Origin of the sequence: Acinetobacter sp. 243_ASPC (assembly GCF_001054715.1) — a bacterium.
Classification (GTDB): Bacteria; Pseudomonadota; Gammaproteobacteria; order Pseudomonadales; family Moraxellaceae; genus Acinetobacter; species Acinetobacter soli.
The window spans coordinates 13,284-31,528 of record NZ_JVOR01000131.1; the positions used below are offsets into that span (position 1 = coordinate 13,284).

Annotated in this window: 14 protein-coding genes; all 14 read right to left on the minus strand. The window is 36.6% G+C overall.

Features of this window, described 5'->3' with window-relative positions; genetic code table 11:
- Positions 1-114 precede the first annotated feature (114 nt).
- Complete coding sequence (locus ADA42_RS16590) at positions 115-933, minus strand: TatD family hydrolase (protein ID WP_048766339.1); 819 nt, start codon at positions 931-933, stop codon at positions 115-117.
- Between the two features lie 17 nt (positions 934-950).
- The gene (locus tag ADA42_RS16595) at positions 951-1,871 is read right to left on the minus strand and encodes an RsiV family protein (RefSeq protein WP_048766340.1); all 921 of its coding nucleotides are present in this window, start codon (positions 1,869-1,871) and stop codon (positions 951-953) included.
- Between the two features lie 92 nt (positions 1,872-1,963).
- Positions 1,964-2,782 carry a hypothetical protein gene (locus ADA42_RS16600; protein ID WP_048766341.1) on the minus strand — a complete coding sequence of 273 codons (819 nt, stop codon included), beginning with the start codon at positions 2,780-2,782 and terminating at the stop codon, positions 1,964-1,966.
- Positions 2,783-2,858: 76 nt separating this feature from the next.
- On the minus strand, positions 2,859-4,448 hold the full coding sequence (locus ADA42_RS16605; RefSeq protein WP_048766342.1) for a peptide chain release factor 3: 1,590 nt from the start codon (positions 4,446-4,448) through the stop codon (positions 2,859-2,861).
- Between the two features lie 175 nt (positions 4,449-4,623).
- Positions 4,624-6,642: a GmrSD restriction endonuclease domain-containing protein gene (locus tag ADA42_RS16610; RefSeq protein ID WP_048766343.1), complete on the minus strand. Its 2,019-nt coding sequence runs from the start codon at positions 6,640-6,642 to the stop codon at positions 4,624-4,626.
- Positions 6,632-8,065 carry a DUF262 domain-containing protein gene (locus tag ADA42_RS16615; RefSeq protein ID WP_048766345.1) on the minus strand — a complete coding sequence of 478 codons (1,434 nt, stop codon included), beginning with the start codon at positions 8,063-8,065 and terminating at the stop codon, positions 6,632-6,634. Before ADA42_RS16615 ends, ADA42_RS16610 begins: the two co-directional genes overlap by 11 nt.
- Positions 8,066-8,109: 44 nt before the next feature.
- Positions 8,110-8,322, minus strand: coding sequence for a DNA translocase FtsK (locus tag ADA42_RS16620; protein ID WP_016803815.1), 213 nt, complete (start codon positions 8,320-8,322; stop codon positions 8,110-8,112).
- Between the two features lie 13 nt (positions 8,323-8,335).
- Positions 8,336-9,106 carry a PP2C family protein-serine/threonine phosphatase gene (locus tag ADA42_RS16625; RefSeq protein ID WP_048766409.1) on the minus strand — a complete coding sequence of 257 codons (771 nt, stop codon included), beginning with the start codon at positions 9,104-9,106 and terminating at the stop codon, positions 8,336-8,338.
- Between the two features lie 187 nt (positions 9,107-9,293).
- Positions 9,294-10,298 (minus strand): Fic family protein, encoded by a 1,005-nt coding sequence (locus ADA42_RS16630; protein WP_048766346.1) that lies wholly within the window; start codon positions 10,296-10,298, stop codon positions 9,294-9,296.
- Positions 10,299-10,413: 115 nt separating this feature from the next.
- On the minus strand, positions 10,414-11,814 hold the full coding sequence (drt2, locus tag ADA42_RS16635) for an antiviral reverse transcriptase Drt2 (protein WP_020752789.1): 1,401 nt from the start codon (positions 11,812-11,814) through the stop codon (positions 10,414-10,416).
- Between the two features lie 387 nt (positions 11,815-12,201).
- Complete coding sequence (locus ADA42_RS16640; protein WP_048766348.1) at positions 12,202-13,116, minus strand: GIY-YIG nuclease family protein; 915 nt, start codon at positions 13,114-13,116, stop codon at positions 12,202-12,204.
- A 3-nt stretch (positions 13,117-13,119) separates the two neighbouring features.
- A complete protein-coding gene (locus tag ADA42_RS16645; protein WP_016803699.1) occupies positions 13,120-13,407 on the minus strand; it encodes a hypothetical protein in 288 nt (95 codons plus the stop codon).
- A gap of 3 nt (positions 13,408-13,410) precedes the next feature.
- On the minus strand, positions 13,411-15,342 hold the full coding sequence (locus ADA42_RS16650; RefSeq protein WP_048766350.1) for a DEAD/DEAH box helicase: 1,932 nt from the start codon (positions 15,340-15,342) through the stop codon (positions 13,411-13,413).
- Positions 15,343-15,345: 3 nt separating this feature from the next.
- Positions 15,346-18,048 carry a DNA methyltransferase gene (locus ADA42_RS16655; protein ID WP_048766352.1) on the minus strand — a complete coding sequence of 901 codons (2,703 nt, stop codon included), beginning with the start codon at positions 18,046-18,048 and terminating at the stop codon, positions 15,346-15,348.
- Between the last annotated feature and the right edge of the window lie 197 nt (positions 18,049-18,245).

Sequence of the window (18,245 nt, forward strand, 5' to 3'; positions counted from 1 at the left end):
CATCCTCCGGTTGGCTATTTGTTTTTAAAGATTTTGTTTGATGTTTTTCTACTGTATGCCAGATTTGGACACACAGTGTTCAGTTTTGGTTATTGTTTTTAAGGATGTTGTTTTTTATTGATTTAATCGTAGCGCGTTCAGTGCATTTTGCCACATGACCGGCGCCAACTCATCTGCTGACAAACCGAGTGATGTCGCCAGTCCTTCTAAGACATAAGGTAAATTAACAGGTGTATTTCGTGTACGTGTCTGATTGGAATGCTGACAGCATAACGGGGTCATATCGGGGCAATCGGTCTCCAGCACCAAGTGCTTTGCACCAACAGCCTGAACCACTTGATGCAGTTTTTTTGCGTTTGGATTGGTGATTTGTCCAGTAACACCTAGTTTGAAATCAAGTTTAATGAGCGCTTTGGCTTCCTCCACACCACCACTAAAGGCATGTGCAATACCGCCGTGTTTAAATTTGTGCTGTTTGAGCAGTTGGATCACATCGGCATGGGCTTTACGGATATGCAATAAAACGGGTTTGTCATATTGCGTTGCCAAGTCGAGCTGCGCAGAAAAATAAGCACGCTGTTGAGTGAATATTTCAGGTTGCTTGTGCTCGCTTAAAAAGGTATCAAGGCCAATTTCACCGACTGCCACACAGGGCCGCTGTTTCAGTAATTGCTCAAGCCGATGCAGATCTGTATCGGTATGTTCTTTGATATAAAATGGATGCAAACCGGGCGCCAGATAACTTTGAGGCGCCTGATCGCGCTGATTGATTTGATCATGTACGCGGCATAGATCGTCGAAGCGCGAAGCCACAAAACCAATCAGAACCAATGCCTCAACACCACGTTCCTTCGCCCGATAAGCCAGCTCCACGCGATCCGGATCAAAATCCGGAACGTCAAAATGCGTGTGCGTATCAAACAGGCGATGCATCTAAAAATATCCTTGTATTAACGCTGCCCTTTGGCTTGAGGTAAATATTCGGGTTTCAAAATACCGCCGAGTTGTGAGTATGGAATCACCAAGCGCGGTAAACCAACCGCATATGGGCCAATTTCATATTCACCGTATTGCAAAATAAGTCCATCATCGCCGAGTAAGAAATTATCCGAAAGCTTGAATTTCCACGCCTGCTCATATTCGTCTACCGATGTCGCGAGCTTCGATTCAATCACCCAAGCTTTAAAGGCCTCGTGAGCTAACTTTTCTAGCGCTACTTTTTGCTTGGCTAACAGTAAGTCATTCAAATGCAGTCGTTTCTGCTGTTTTAAATCGAAATTATAATATTCTTGCATGGCTGAGCCATGAGCTCCCCCCAAGTAACTACTGGTATTGAGTACAATTGTGGCGACTGGTTGCTGCGATTTTAAAATTGAGGGCTTGATCATCAGATTCAACTGATGATTCGCACTTAAGGTTTTCATTTCGTTGTCTAAAGCAACAAATGAACGCACATAGGGTTTAATTTGCTGTTCAAGGGTAATTTGCTCTGGTTGCGCGTCCGTTGCGGCACTGGCAGCGCCGGTTTCAGGCTTTGCCGCGCTATCACCAGCTTTGACCGACTTGGATATTTCAAGAATACGCGCCAAATTATTTAAAATTTCTGCATCAATCTGTTGGTCGATCCATGGCATATTACTTTGCAGGCGTTCGATCTCGAATTCTGGACAATTATTGCCGTCACATTCTGGTAAATCTGCATTCAGTTTTACCGTTTTTCCTTCGATGGCCAAGGCCTGTGCCTGAGTGGATGAATCGGTGGCCGATACTGCTTTTGCAGCGTCTTCTGCTGCTTGCTTAGGCTGACAAGCCGCCAGAGCCAGTGTGCTTCCCAAAATGGCTATCCATGCATTCTTCTGAAATCGCAACATACGCAATGCCTTACACATTTATTTACATATATGATGATGCTAATCCAAGCCACTGCGCTTTGACCAGCATTACTTAAAATATCTATACAGAGTTAAAACATATCTCGATAAATAGCTGGATTCAATACCGTCTTGGTTTGCTGTGCAGTAAAATACAGATCAAACTGATCGGCGTGTTCTGAAATCTCGCTGGCACGATAGTGCAAACCAATGCCCTCCTGATCAAAGAACAAATCGGCTTCACGCCAGTCGAGCTGTTTCGGTGCTTCTTTTTGTATGTCTTTCGGCTGCTGGCTGCGCCATTTTTTGTAGGCTGTCTGTACCCATTGCTCAAATTGTGCTTGCTGTTTCGGGTTAAGAATATCATTCACAGCAATCATACGTTTGCTTTTACGATCGGCCACCATAAAGTAATAACGATTCTTTATGGTAATTTCTTCCTGTTTGGCATTGAGTCCAATTTGTAACAGCACATACTGGTTTTTTTGATAAGCGATTGCACTACTTACCTTGAGTTCATACGGTCGATTGCGTGAGTATTGTGCTTGCCATTGTTTAGATTGTTTCAGATATTGCTTTAACACTGCATCCAGAGTGGGCGGCGTGATTTTTTTCTTGAGCTGCTCATTGATCACTTCCGCAATCTGTAGATCAATCCATTGTTTCAGCCAAGGATCATTGGTCTTCAGCGTTTGAACATCCAAACGAGCACAGGTCGATGAAGACGAACACTCAAGCTTTGGCACCTGAAGTGCAGTAGACTGACTCTGTATTGGAGCGACTTGTATTGTTTTGCTTGGCGTCTTCGCTGGAACTGCTGGCGGTTTTGGTGCAGCAGCAAACCACAACCATATACACAGTGCGGCAATGATGCACAAACAGAGACCTAACAGCCAGATGTATCGACGCATATGCGAATCCTGCAAACTCAAAGCTGTACTCTAAAAGAAAAAACAGCGTCTGTTTAGACGCTGTTTTTTACATTATTTAGTGTTCTCGTGTATTTCGGAACTGGATATCAGGCCAGCGTTCCTGCATCAGTTGCAGATTGACCCGACTTGGTGCCAAATAAGTTAAGTGTCCACCACCATCGACCGAAAGTTGATCGTGAGCTTTTTTCTTGAATTCATTAAAAATCTTTTCATCATCGCAATGCACCCAACGCACGGTGTTCACGCTGATCGGCTCATAAATACAATCGACTTTGTATTCTTCTTTTAAGCGATAAGCCACCACATCAAACTGTAGCACCCCTACTGCCCCCACAATCAAATCATTACTGATTTGTGGCATAAAGACCTGTGTTGCGCCTTCTTCTGACAGCTCTTTTAAGCCTTTTTGCAACTGCTTAGATTTAAGCGGATCTTTAAGACGTACACGGCGGAACATTTCAGGCGCAAAGTGCGGAATACCGGTAAAATGCAGTTTTTCACCACTGGTAAAGGTATCCCCAATCTGGATGGTACCATGGTTGTGCAAACCAATAATATCGCCCGGCCAAGCCTCTTCCAAATGCTCACGTTCGCCTGCCAAAAAGGTTAGTGCATCTGAAATCCGCACGTCTTTACCCAAGCGCACATGATTCATTTTCAGGCCTTTTTCATATTTACCCGAACAAATTCGCATAAAGGCAATCCGGTCACGATGTTTCGGATCCATATTGGCCTGAATCTTAAATACAAAGCCACTAAATCCTTCTTCAGTCGCCTCGACGGTACGCTCTTGGGTAGGATGTGCTTTTGGTTCTGGTGCCCACTGAATAAAGGCATCCAAAACATGATCGACTCCAAAGTTGCCAAGTGCGGTACCAAACAGTACAGGTGTTTGTTTACCTTGCAAGAACAGCTCACGGTCTAACGGTTCGTTGGCCATTTGTACCAGCTCTAAAGACTCTTCAAAAGAGGCCCAAGCCAGCTCACCCACTTTTTCACGGATATCGGCGTGATCATAGCCATCACGAATTTCAATATCGGTAATGGTCGAACCAAAGCCCGCTTTGTACACATAAAGCTTGTCTTCAAGCAGATTATATACACCTGCAAAGTCGCGTCCCATACCCAGTGGCCATGTGATCGGTACACAGCGGATATTTAAAACGCTTTCAATTTCATCGAGCAGCTCAAGCGGTTCGCGAATTTCACGGTCCATTTTGTTGACAAACGAAATGATTGGCGTATCGCGCATACGACACACTTCCATCAGTTTAATGGTTCGTTCCTCAACCCCTTTGGCACCGTCAATTACCATCAGCGCCGAGTCGACAGCCGTTAGAGTACGGTAGGTGTCTTCGGAGAAATCTTCGTGTCCCGGTGTATCCAAAAGGTTAATGGTGTGCTGCTTAAATGGGAATTGCATCACCGAGGTGGTAATCGAGATACCACGCTCTTTTTCCATTTCCATCCAGTCGGAGGTTGCAGAGCGATCTGATTTACGGCTTTTGACCATACCCGCCACCTGAATGGCCTTACCCCATAACAGCAGCTTCTCTGTCATGGTGGTTTTACCCGCATCGGGGTGGGAAATAATAGCAAAGGTTCTACGAGCCTTTACCTCTCTAGCTAATTGATCTTTAAACATGAGAAAAATCTACAATATGTACACAGTTATGTACACATTTCTAAATATGTACTAAAACTGAAAAAGTGGGGATTCAAAATTGGCGTAATTGTAGCAGATTTGAATAGGATTTTACTGATTGCGGATATGTCTTGATTTATCCACAATTCAAATTATTGAATAGATTCACCAACACTCATTTCACAAAGTCTTGGTAATCTAACTCAAACAAATCAAGCATCTTTTTCTCGTGATCTAGGATTTGTTCTTTTTTCCAAACTTTTTCTTCTCCAAGCATTTGAATCATCCGATACAATTTAAGTGTATCAATTTTACCCTTATTTATCTCATGCATAAAATAATCAAGTTTAGCACTTGGCAAGCGATTACCTATGCTCGAATTCTTACTCGAACTAATGAGGCATAAGTTACCAAAGCTATGTAAATTTTCATCATCCAATTTACTATCCGCAGCCTCAACTTGTTGTGCATAAAAATGCTCAACTGAACTCCGTTGCGTAAATTTAAAGTTTTTGATTACCTTATCATTGCTATTTTCTGAATCACAATAAATCAAGAAATCCAAATAGTTAAAGACAAAATTACTTTCAATATTGCCAAAGCTTAGTTTTGATGGATCAATTTTAAAATCATCAATTGTATGATTACCATAAATCAAATCAAAATAATCAATCTGTTTTTCATTTAGATACCGCTGAAAAATAAATTTTCTCGCTAAATGTTGTAATGCATTAAAATAGTCAGACTCAGATTTATCTTTATTTTGATAAAGCCAATACAGTGCACCATTTAACCAATATTTATAAGACAAGGTAGGCGTGGATACATGAAATGCTGTCATCAATAACAGAACTCTTTGAGCAATATCAGTATTATTTCCCTCAAAAGTATTCACATATGAACTATTTCTTTCATATAATTTAAGCCGCTTTATGCTCCAATCATCATGATCCGTAGAATAATCCCGTTTAACAATGTATTGATCAAATATAAATTTGCACTTCAGCAAGGTAAACATAAAACCTTTTACATTCTCAATAACCCTTTCATGCTCTTGGTTTCCATGCCCTTTTAATAGAATATATTTTTCAAATTGATCAATCAGTTGCTTATCATCCAATGCCACTTTTTCATTACGGTTCGTTTGACTTAGCCAAATTTGTAAAACCTGTAATAAGAAATTCGGAAAATTGATAATACTGTTGAATCGTTCAGGCTTTTCTTCTTTTGTATCTTTATTTTTAATACGCTCAGGCACTTTTTTTAACATTTCAGAAATAGATTGAAAATTGCTTTTCGAATTTGTTTGTTCTTGTGGTTCTACATTTCTGCTAAAAATTTTAAGTAAGCTAGAAGCATTTTCAGGAACAAAATCACCCCAATCCTTTCCAAAAATCACATCACGATATATTGTAGAAAAACCATATTGAACGTAACGCTCCATATTGGCAGTCGCGTTCCAAATACTCGTAAATAGTGTCATGCTTGATGTTTTATCTGCTTCATCTTTGATTTGATTCAATACGCTCATCAATCTCGCTTTTAAAATTTCATGCTTTTCTAATTGTTCACCACGGTTATTCATAACCTCAAAATAATGATTGAGATCAGTATCTTTCGGAACTAAAACTTGTGTGATGACTACATTTTCAAATAAATATTTGCAAAAAACACTCAAACCGCCTTGATTGATGATTTTTTCGATTGCTCGTTGTAGCAACACAAACCCCTGAACTAAATCGGCGTTATATTCGGATGATTTTAAATGTTGTAGATGATCGCCTCTAAGTAAAGCCTGAAACGTTAAAGAAGACTTTGGACGACTTTCAAAATCAAGATTGAATTGATTAAACCAAGACATATCAAGAACAATTTTTTCTTCTTTGGATAATCGTTTCAGGCAAATCGCTAACAAGGTTAAAGTGGTAAATCGTTGCTGACCATCGATAATTTCATAAGTGCCATCGCTACGCTCAAAAACAACCAACGTTCCAATATAATATTTTTTACTTCCTTGAGTCTGCCCTTGATTTAACTGATCAGATTGCTTTTGATAATCTTGAATATCCAAAATTAACTGATCAATTTCTTTCTCACCCCAAGCATAATTACGCTGATACATCGGGATAATATAAGTCTGTTTATTCTCGAACAGGGCTTGAACCTTAAGCGCTTGGATTGACTCATTTGTCATTCTGATCTTCCTGTTTGAGATAATTTAGTTCTTTAAATAAAGTGATCAAAGGCTCAACTTTAGTGCCTTCCTGTTTCTCGACTACCGGGAGTGACCATCCGATGAGTTCACTTGGTGATTGAGCATATTTCAGTAAACTAAATATGTTCTTTTCTAAGACATAATTATCTATCGTTGCTAATTGCACCGAATATTGACTAATACGACAGCGATATGCCCAAATAAAAATCTTTTCAATCGCTTCTGATAACCGATCTGTAGCAAATTTATCGATATAAAAAATCAATGCAGAATCAAACAAGGTTCGCACATAACGATCCCCATCCCTATTTCTTGCATCATATGAATTCAATATTTTGATAATTCTATTTGCTCGATCCTGTAGTGCCGCACCAAATATAGAAACCTTCTCAGACTGTTCTTGATGATCCACCACTTTACTAATCTGTTTTTCATAGTGCTCAACCATTTCAAAAAATCGACGACCATTAATGATCATTTGATCTAACTGAAACGGAAAACTCATTTCTTGTCGATCTATTTGCCGTTGATACTGTGCGTTATAGTCATCAATAAAATAATGCGCTATGCGTAATGGTTCTAAATATGGATGATGGTCTGATTGCCCAAGATGAATACCTTTAAAAAGATGCACATGATCTTTATTGAAAAATCTTGCGGACTTTCCTCTTGACCAAAGACGGATACGGAATAGATAGTTCGAAAATAACTTTGCCAAATGAGCCGAGTCTAAACTTTCCCAATGAGCAACAGTTTGGGCTTTTAAATATTGCTCCTGTGCAGAAAATTCTCGTAGATGATAAGCTTTTAAAAGATCATGCGGTTCTAAATCACGACCACGTGCATTTTGTGAATCAAAAAACTGAAATGCCTCTGAAACATCATCTAAAATAAAAACCGCAACCTGACAATTATTTAATAAAAAATCAATATCTTGTTCCGAAAAGTTTACTGAAACGATCCGTTTAGCGGCATTAAAGTTCTGATAAATATTGTAATGGCTAATATCACTATTAAATTCTTGCACAGCCATAAAGACATTAATTTGATTCGATATTTCATTCAAAGCTGTTTTCAGATCCTCTCGTTCTAAATCTAATTCTGGCTTCTGAATAATCGCCCAAACAAGCAGCATTAAAGTTAAAGTTCGTTGTTGTCCATCCACAATATTTATATTTTTAAGGCTCGTATTATTTTTATCGTGGTGTAATACGATAGTACCCAATCGATATGCAGATTTATCTTTATGTTCTTGTATATCATTGACGAGAGCATTTAAATTTTTTTCAGTCCACTTGTACGGACGTTGGTAATCAGGAATACTCAGTTGATCTAAACTTAATAACAAATTATTTACTGACCAAATCCCTGTCTTAAATTGATCAACTTGATGCTGAGCCATAAAAAACTATCCTAAAAATAAAATTTTTTTAATTGTTAAAGTTGTTAGTTCATACCTTGATGCAATTTATAGCCATACCCATAATCTAGAACAAAAGTTTTTGTAGCTTCACAAATACTTTCTTCAATTAACTCATTAAGCAGTTGTTCTGCCTGAGTATGTCCAATTAAAAACTTACGCTGTAAACTCGATACCGAAACGACACCCACTTCCTCTGTGAATAATTTGGCACGTTCAAAAAGATCATCTGATTGCATAATTTCCCCATTCTCAATGAATTAATTTTTTTGCTCGAACTAAGACCATGCTGACATTGTCATACGCCTGTTTTGAAACTAATGACGCTTTCATATTGAGTAACCATGTTCGAAGCTCCATATCTGCTTTTAAAGGAAGCCATTCCCCACACTCCATCACATCATGTACACCATCTGTACAAACCAATAAGGCATCATTCTGAGTCAAATATTCTACTGTTCTTGTAAAATCCATCACTTCATGCAAAGGATCAGCACAAAAGTATTGTAATAATGCACCATAAATACTGGCGTAGTTTTCTCCTGCTCTTAGCTCGCCACTTTCTCTTAACTGTTCAAGATAATTGTGATCTCTGGTCAGGCAGTGCCACTTTTGATCATGTTGGCTAAACAAATAAACTCGACTATCGCCAAGATGTTGAATGGTCACAAAGCCTTGTTCGCCATCATTTTCAATGAGTGCGAGAGTTGAACTTGCGCTAAAACTATTTTTTTGATGTGCTACTTGATCAACAAGATACTGCTGAATAACGGATGTTTGATATTGGTCTAATTCTCTATTTTGAGTTAAAGCCTTTAAGACCGCGTATGAGGCTTTATCTGCTGTTGGGCTATTGCTAATCCCATCCGCTACAGCAACACACCACTGTTCTTTTTCAGAATGGCTATATAGTTTAGTGATGAGTCCATCATGTTGAATAACTTTATTTTCAATCAATATGGCATCTTGTTGGTACTTTGACCTTGCCTTCCATGTTAGACCTTGCATTTCAAAAGTACTCATCACACCGATCTCACACTTGGTAATGATTTTATTTTTACCAAACCCCAATAGCACAATCAAGAAAAATATTAAATAAATTATTGATTAACAATAAATTATTTATTTAAAAACTTACTTTACGCTTTTTGCTTCTCATTCATGTCTAACTACTTAAGCAAAGATGTAATAAAATATTTTTCAAGCTAAATCATGGTTTAAGACGATACTTTTGTTTCGGACTTTTCGGTTTATCTGGAATAGTACGTTCAATCAAGCCAGCTTCTATAGCAGGATTCAAGTAATTCTTTTGGAACGTTGCTCGATGGTTTAAACCAACCAATTGCATCAACTCAGCCAAAGTGTAGTCTTCTAGCTTCATTGCTGAAATTAAACGCTGAACTTGGTCGCTCACTTGTACGTTAACTTGAGCGGTAACATGATCGCTATCTTGAGCGGTATCAGTTGAACTAAGAATGGCATCTAAAATCATCTGTAAGATGAATTCTATAAACGGGGCTGAATCAGTACGACCTGTACTTGCTTGCAATGCTTCGTAATAAGCTTTTTGATTTTGGTAAATCAAGCTTTCAACTGGAATATTGGCAAAGATTGGATTCCATCGACTAAGAATCAATGTTTGCCATAGTCTACCCATTCGACCGTTACCATCAGCAAATGGATGTATAAACTCAAATTCATAGTGGAATACTGAACTCTGGATCAATGGATGCTCTTCACTATCATTCAACCACTCCAGCAAATCAATCATTAAGCGTGGTACTTGATTAGCTGGAGGAGCCATATGTACTACGCGATCACCTGACATCACACCAACACCACCATGACGGTATTGACCGACTTCATCAATTAAGCCAGTCATTAAAATTTGATGCGCTTGTAACAAGTCTGCTTCTTGACTCGGTTTCCATTGCTGAAAGGCTTCATAGGCTTTAATGGCATTACGAACTTCTTGTACTTCTTTCGGAGGTGCAATTACGGTCTTACCATTCAGGATCGCCGTGATTTGTTCGGTACTGAGGGTGTTACCTTCAATCGCCAGTGAACCTTGAATGGTACGGATACGATTAGCTTTTCGTAGTTTTAAGCTGTCTTGGATTTCTTCTAAAACAGTCAAGCGCCCTATATTCTCACTAATCTGTGCAATTAGATGAATGATTTTAGATGTGATGGTATAAGGCGGTTGGTATTTCATAAGGAGGCTATTCCTACAAATTTATTTTAGAATTATACGATCTATTGTAAAATATTGATTTTACAATTATTCAATCATTTAAAGTCTATTTAATTCTACCATTATAATTCGTTATTCATTTTTCCAACTCATTATGGATGCGCTTACAGTGGTTGGATAACTGTTTTTTTACAGATAAATCATTCATGATCTCTGAAGCTCTATATGTATAAGTTATAAAATTTCGTTGTTTATGAGCTAGATGACTATACATTCGATAGATTTTTCTACGGTAAGTTTTTGATTCATTTCGTTTAGCTTTATTTTTTGATGCTCTAATTTTGGAAATCAAACGTCGATAATAATTCGATAAGCTAGATGACCTGATCAATATTTTTTGACCATCGTATATAAATCCAAGATACTGTAGGGGCTTATCAATGTTAGTACCTACGTTGATAGCTCTCAATTCACCTGAAATACAAGTAAATTTTATTTTTTCAACCTTACTTGGATTTATCTTTAACTCTTTTCCTCCATGATTAAGCAATAGCTCTTCAATAGTTTTATAAACATCGCTCATTTCTATGTTTTGAGGAAAAACTAAAATAATATCATCACAATAACGCCTATATATTCCACCAAAATTATTCGCTAACTCACAACAATATTTGTCAAAGTCCAACATATAAATATTTGAAAGTATGGCAGACATAGGAGAACCTTGAGGAATTCCATATCTTTTCCCATCGATTTTTTTTGGTTTCTGGATTAAGTATCTAACAACACCATCAGCATTAGTAACTTGTTTTTTTCGAATGCTTCGAAAATCATCTAGGGCTTGGTAAGGCTTGCTAGTTTTTTTTCTCAAAGGATTTGTAGTTTTTTCACCTTTCTCTTTTCTTTTTGACTTATCGGGCCATCCTAAAGCAACCAGAGCTTCTTCTATATCTAAAAATGAGTAATTAGTTAATGATTTAAAAACAATATAATGATCTTTAGATAAGCAAGGTACGCCATTAACACGCTGCCATTGTTCTTTCAGAATTCCATGATCTAAAGTATCAAAAAAGCTTGATAGATCAATTGTGAGTACATTACATTCTCTTATTTGACTGATCCAATCAAAAATCTCTTTAGCAAATTCAATGTTTGATTTACCCAATGCGCGATAGGCTAATACTGAGTTTTGTAGAGGAGTATCTTTTATGAAATTTTCATATTTTTCAGTGAGAAGATGTGAATAATAGGCATAAATATAACCGTCTTGGTTAGCTGCATATCTTAAAGGTCGTTTTTTAGCGGCTCTACGACTTAAACCATTATGACTTTTAATTTTTCGTGTACGTTGTTCAAATCCAATAAAAGGTAAAAACCAATGTTTAGCTACATTATCTGGCTGAGCGACAAGAGAATAAGCGGCTTGAGCATCAAGTGGTGTATCAAAATGAATTCTTGATTTAGGAATTTTCTTATTCTGAACTCTTAGAATATGTTTTTTATCATAGATTTCATTTTTATATTTTTCAAAATTCAATGCTAATCCCTATTTAGCAGATCCGTAAGGGCTTGTGTCGCGTCTCACGTTACGCCCTTACGGAGTCTTTAAACTTTGATCTGAAAATGTTCTTACTTCTTCAAATCCAGCACTAATTTTACCGAAAAACATCCTCGGATAACGCATTAACTTAATATGCTATACTATTGGAGCTAGTATGATGAACAACTGTGTACTGATACTATTGGAACAACTTACAACCTTGATGGTTCAGTTCTTTATTACAATATTTCTCAATAAACTGCTGGACAGTTCAAACTGCATCCCTCTGCGAGCTGGATAGTCCACTCCAAAGGCATAGTAAATTTACACAAAAAATTTATTAAAATCAATACATAGTTTTATTACTATCTTTTGAGAATACCGCTATCTCAACTCAATCTCTTTCTTAAACTTATTGTATTGATAACTCATAATCTGCCCATTTACTAGCAACTCAACAGCTTGCTGAATTACTTGTAAAGGTGCAATAAACCATTCTTTCGGTTGATGATTTTTACCATCTTTATCTGCGACCAATAAATCAAGGCAAGATTCACCGAAGAAAGCATGTAAGTAATATTCAAACTTCTGTGGATTAATATTGAAAGCTTGATATTCAGCAATGACTTCAACATCAGCCATCAAATAAGTAGGCTCTTTTTTTGCATTCGCAATACGTTTTTCAACAGTTGTTGTGGCGAAACCAATTTTGTAAAGATGATCGTATGATTGGATACGTGGATCTGTACTTTTAGATTTCAGAATATAAATATAGCCTGTCGATGTATCATCTTCAGTGATACCACTAAAATTAGTATAAAAGTTAGAGTTTTCTTGCTCATTCGTTTCTGAAACAATGCGCCCATCTTTATACAATGCTTTAGCCAATGAGCGATAAAGCATACTTGATTCGGTGCCATTCTCAAAGATAGTACGGGTACGCCCATCTTTACGGAAACGCTTACCATCAACTGTTTTCGCTTCAGAAGTAAAATTAATATCTGCTAGATAAACTAATAAGCCGTTTAAAACATAGTAATTACCTTCAACCAGTTGATAACCCTTATCGTTGAACGGTAACAGCTTACGTTTCCCTTCTCGAAGCTCTCTGTGAACATCTTTAAATAAATGCTCAAACTGATCAAAGTCCTTACAACGTTTACGTTTAGCAACTTCATCTGCTGCTGCACGTTGGATAGGTACATGCTTAATTTTAAAGATGTCACCATCTTTACCATCATCAAGCAAACCTAGATCATCATCGTTAAAAATATCTTCAAGTGATTTAATATCTGACATATTTTAATCCTGATGTTGTGGTAACAAATTATGTTCATCATAATCAGCTAAAGCCATGTATTGCTCTGGATTGGCTTTCATTGCATCTAAGCGAGTCGCAAGCATATATTCAGTAATATTTGCCATATTTTTCTCAGGCACACGCCCATGCTGCGTCACAAAATTATTAATTTCATTAAATTTAGAGACTAATTGTTCGTCAGCAGTTAGGGCAGAAGTCTTTTTCTTCACATTTAAAAGCCCTAAGTCGTCATCAGCTATCATATCTTGAAGCCAGTTAAAATCTTCCATGCATTAAACCCCAGCTCGTCTACGTTGTTCACGGATATAGATTAGGCATTCGGCTAATCGTTTCTCAATTAAGTTAATTGATTCTAGACTAGGCTCACGACCAAATTGAACTTTGAAGGCTTTTAACTTTGGCCACAACTCAACGGCTTCTTCCTGAGACATACTAATCTTAGTTGCTTCGATTGCCTCCTTAATCAATTTAAGCACATTTACTGTGACTTCTTTTGACAAGATTTCAAAAGCTTTTTGGAATGGATTTACAGATTGAATTAAATCAATGTTAAGGTCTTCTATATTGATAAATTTATCTGCCATGCGAATAAACTTTTTATCGCCAACTTCTTTGACTTCTGCTGTACTAATCACTGAGTCTACTACCAAATATTGACTCACTTCTTCAAGTTCAGCTTTCGTTAAATCAGGATATTTCGTTTGGATAATCTTAGGGATAAGGATTTTATTCACCACTTCAGGCTCAACCTTACCTGCTGAACCTGCAATTACTTTAGCATCTTGGAGGATAGCGGCTTTTAGGTCCACAAGATCATTTTCAATAATCGCTTTTGTTTTTGCTGTACTTGGTTCTTTAAAACCTTTGATCGTGAGCGTTCCCGGTGGGACAATATTTTCATCATCACGTTTGGTTTTAAACTTAAAGTTTGGTGCGAGTATTTGCTCCATTAATAAAGAGGCAGTAATAGCTTTCAGCATATTGTTTACTGCAAATTTAACCTCAGTATCCTGTGCATCTGGTTGTGCAATAAGATTGGTAAATTGCGCATGTGATTTGTTCGAGCTATCTCGTGTACAACGTCCCACAATCTGCACAATTTCAGTCAAAGAGCCACGATAGCCAATCGTTAAAGCATGTTGACAGAATTGCCAGTCAAAGCCTTCCTTCGCCATGCCTAGGGCGATGATGAGATCAAGATCATCTACGGTTTTAATGTTACGTAGATATTCAACAACTTTATCACGACCATCTTCTTCAACGAGGTCCGCTACTTTTAAAATCTTACCATCTGCACGTTTGACGGTGATAATTCCAGTATCAGGATCTTTAGCGACAAATTCACCAATGATTTCGAGGATCGCATCCACCTCATCATATTTATCTTTGGTTGATTCACCTGAATTTACGTTTGGAATATGAATGATGGTTTTTTTATCGGTATCTAGTACTTCTGCAATTGCAATAACGCCTTCATCATCTTTTGCAAAGTAACGTCCTTTATAGAAGTGATAGCCAATACCTAAAGACTTTAAATAGGTATAGCCATTAAGTTGTTCGTAATAGTTAAAAGAAACTTTATCAAACTTCGCTTCGTCTTCAGGCGTAAGTACAGGAACGCTATCGCCACGGAAGTATGAACCCGTCATCGCAACAATATGAGCTGAGGTATTGTCCATTAAAGATTTAAGAACAGTACCTAGAATATTGTCAGCATCTGCTGAAACATGATGGAATTCATCAATTGCTACTAATGTATTGTCAAATACATGATCTTCGAGTTCTTCAAAAGCAAATCTTAGTGTGGCATGTGTACATACTAAAATTTGATCTGTACCTTTCATAAAACGTTTAAAGGCTTTTACTTTGCTTTTATCGCCACCAGCAGTACACAAATTGTTTTCAGGTTTGATATCCCAATCTGCAAAAAAGCCACTTTCGCTCAGCTTTGTGCTGGCAAATGAACCACCAATAGAGCGTTCAGGTACGGCTACAATAACTTTGCTTAACCCTTGGTTATGTATCTTATCTAAACCCAAGAACATTAATGCACGAGACTTACCTGATGCAGGAGGAGCTTTTAACAGTAAATACTGACTATTGCGAGATTGAAAGGCGCGAGCTTGCATCGCTCTCATGCCCATATTATTTGTTGAGGTACTTTCCCCAGTTTGTTGATAATTAACATCAATAATATTTATCATATTTTACCCCTCAATTGACATTTTATTATATAAAAAACTGAGAATAGAAAGTCGACACTCATCGCTCTTAATCTGTTTTTGAGATTTTTTTTGATAAATACTATCAACATATTTATCTAATTTTATATGTGCATTTCTTAAATCATTCGGCATAGTAGCTTTAGAATATAAGTCTGCCAAACATTTAGAACTATCATTTTCTCTAATGCTTAAAATTTCAAATGCAAGGTTACTGAGTTCTTCCAGTTCACTTTTAGTTAAAGTAGGTATTGGAAAATTGTTGTAAACAGTATCTTTTGAGTATCGAAAATCTGTTTTTATTCGACCTGCGACCGCTCTAACCCAGACCATATGCATTCTTGAATTAAGAATTGCAAATAATGCTGGAGAGGCATCAGGTATTATTAGGCAACTATCGTGTGCTATATAATCTTCTGAAAAAAATCCCATAGGTATATAATCTCGATTCTCTGAAGAATGGCGAGGTATAAGAATATAATTTTTCCCTTTGGGTTGTGTTATTTGAGCAAATAAGTGTGGGATACTTGCTAAATTAGGTCTTGATGAATTCTGTCTAATAATTTTGACTTCTTCAATTAATTGTCGAATCAACTTGAGCTTGTATAAGTCATCTAAATCTTCATCAGCAAACCATAAACAATAACGTTTTTTTCCATTAATAAATTCACGTGCTGATATCAGCTCTTTAAAATATCTTTTGGATAATGGTTCTTTTTGAATAAAGGATGTTTTTTCCTCTTCATTGAATAATAATTTCCCACCATCAGCAGGCATATTCCCAAAACACATATCTGGAATATTTGATAAAGGTTTTTTCCTGCTAGAAACTATTAGTTCACTAGATTCAGTTAAATTTGGATTAATTGTTCCTACAATTGTTTCAAGTGACTCCGAATATAAAATTTTACTTTTATTCTCATTTATCTTTTCGATACCAATAATAACTACGGTAACTGCAGCATTATGCTTAGCATTATTTTTCCACTTAAATGATTGATGTGCCCATGAAATTTCTACTCCCATATTAAATATTCTAGGCCAAAGTAAAGAAACTTGTTCACCTTGAGTTACAGAGTTAGTTGACACAAATCCCAACTTCGCATTGGTTTTAGAAATAAAAGAGGCCCCTTTATAGAACCAAGCACTAACATAATCTAATAGCTTATAGTTTTTATTATTAAAAACTAATTTCAAGTCTTCACTTTGTTGAGAGTTTCTTTTTCTAGATCCTGCAAAAGGTGGATTACCAATAATTAAAATTTGAGTATCAGGGGAATCAGGTTCACAAAATTTTAGCCAATCAACCTGCGTTGCATTATTACAAATTACATTACCTGATATTTTTAATGGTAATGCTGGTACTATTTCACCAAATTCAACTCTAAAAGCTAAATTCATTTGATGTTCAACTAACCATAAAGACAAGATAGCAACTTCATGTGCAAAATCATCAATTTCAATACCATAGAATTGAGAAACTTGAATCACTGAAAATGGTTTTGAAAATTGACCTGTTTTTTCTAGTTCTAACTCTTGAATACGTTTTAAAAGCTCCATTTCAAACTTGCGAAGCTCTTTATACGCAATAATAAGGAAGTTTCCTGAGCCACAAGCAGGGTCAAAAATTTTCAATTGCCCTAAACGCTGCTGTAATTTTAATAGTTTATTAACACTATCTTGGTTTTTCTCTAATTCTTCATATAGATCGTTCAAGAATAAAGGTTCAATGACCTTCATAATGTTGGGAACTGAAGTGTAATGCTGTCCCATCGTACTACGCTGTTCTGTATGAACCACCGCTTGGAACATAGAACCAAAAATATCTGGGTTGATATCGGACCAATCCAGTTCTGCACCACACTCAATCAAAATTCTACGTGATTTACGAGTAAATTTTGGTACTTGAATATCATCTTTAAATAAACCGCCATTTACATACGGAAAATCTGCTAAGTAGTCAGGTAAATCTGCTTCACGATCTTCAGATGATTGGTTTAATACTTTAAACAAACGTCCTATTAAAGCCGATAAATCTGATCCATCTTCATTACTCTTGGATATTGCCGAAGTAAACTGTTTGTCCTTAAAAATCTCTGTATCTTCAGCAAAGTAACAAAATAGCAGTCGAGATAAGAAAATATTAAGGTGATGTAAGTTCTCTTTATTGTTTAAGTCGTCTTCATTGAAATTATCGGCTTTAATTTCGTCAAATAGCTTTGCTAGTTTTTCAGCAGCCTTAACATCCGCAGGGTTTTCACCTTGATATACAGCTTTCTCCATCCCAGCCCATGGTAAGAAGAAATCAAATTTTTTAGCTAAATCACCAAAAGGAATATCCAATGTATCTTGTGTTTTAGTATCTACGGCTAATAGATTTTTAAAATCAGTCACGATCAAGAAACGAATCTTATTGCTTTCAGTTCGCTTTTCATTCTTCATTTGGTCAATCAGACCATGTAAATCATCTTGTTTCGCAATTTTGAAATATATTTGACGCTTCCAAAAAACAGAATTTTCTTTATCTTCCGCTAAATTACGCTCGCCATTACGAACACGTCCAATAGACTGACTGCGATGCCCATAAGCTAAAAGTAATTCGTAGATAAAATCTTTGTGGGCCAACTTACCCTGAGAAATCAAGTGAATAAGTTGTTTTATATTTTCTTCAATTTGGATAATATTCATGTAGGCACAGAACCATTCAATAGCTGTCTAATATTTTATATAAATAAAAAAATATATAAATAACAAAATTTTATCCTCACGACATATTTTGTCGTCATTTATACTTACCCGATAGATAACTTCTGTTAGTTTTATTTAATATTTCAAAAATAAGGTTTTTGCTAATTTATGTGTAATACCTCATATTTATCAAAACA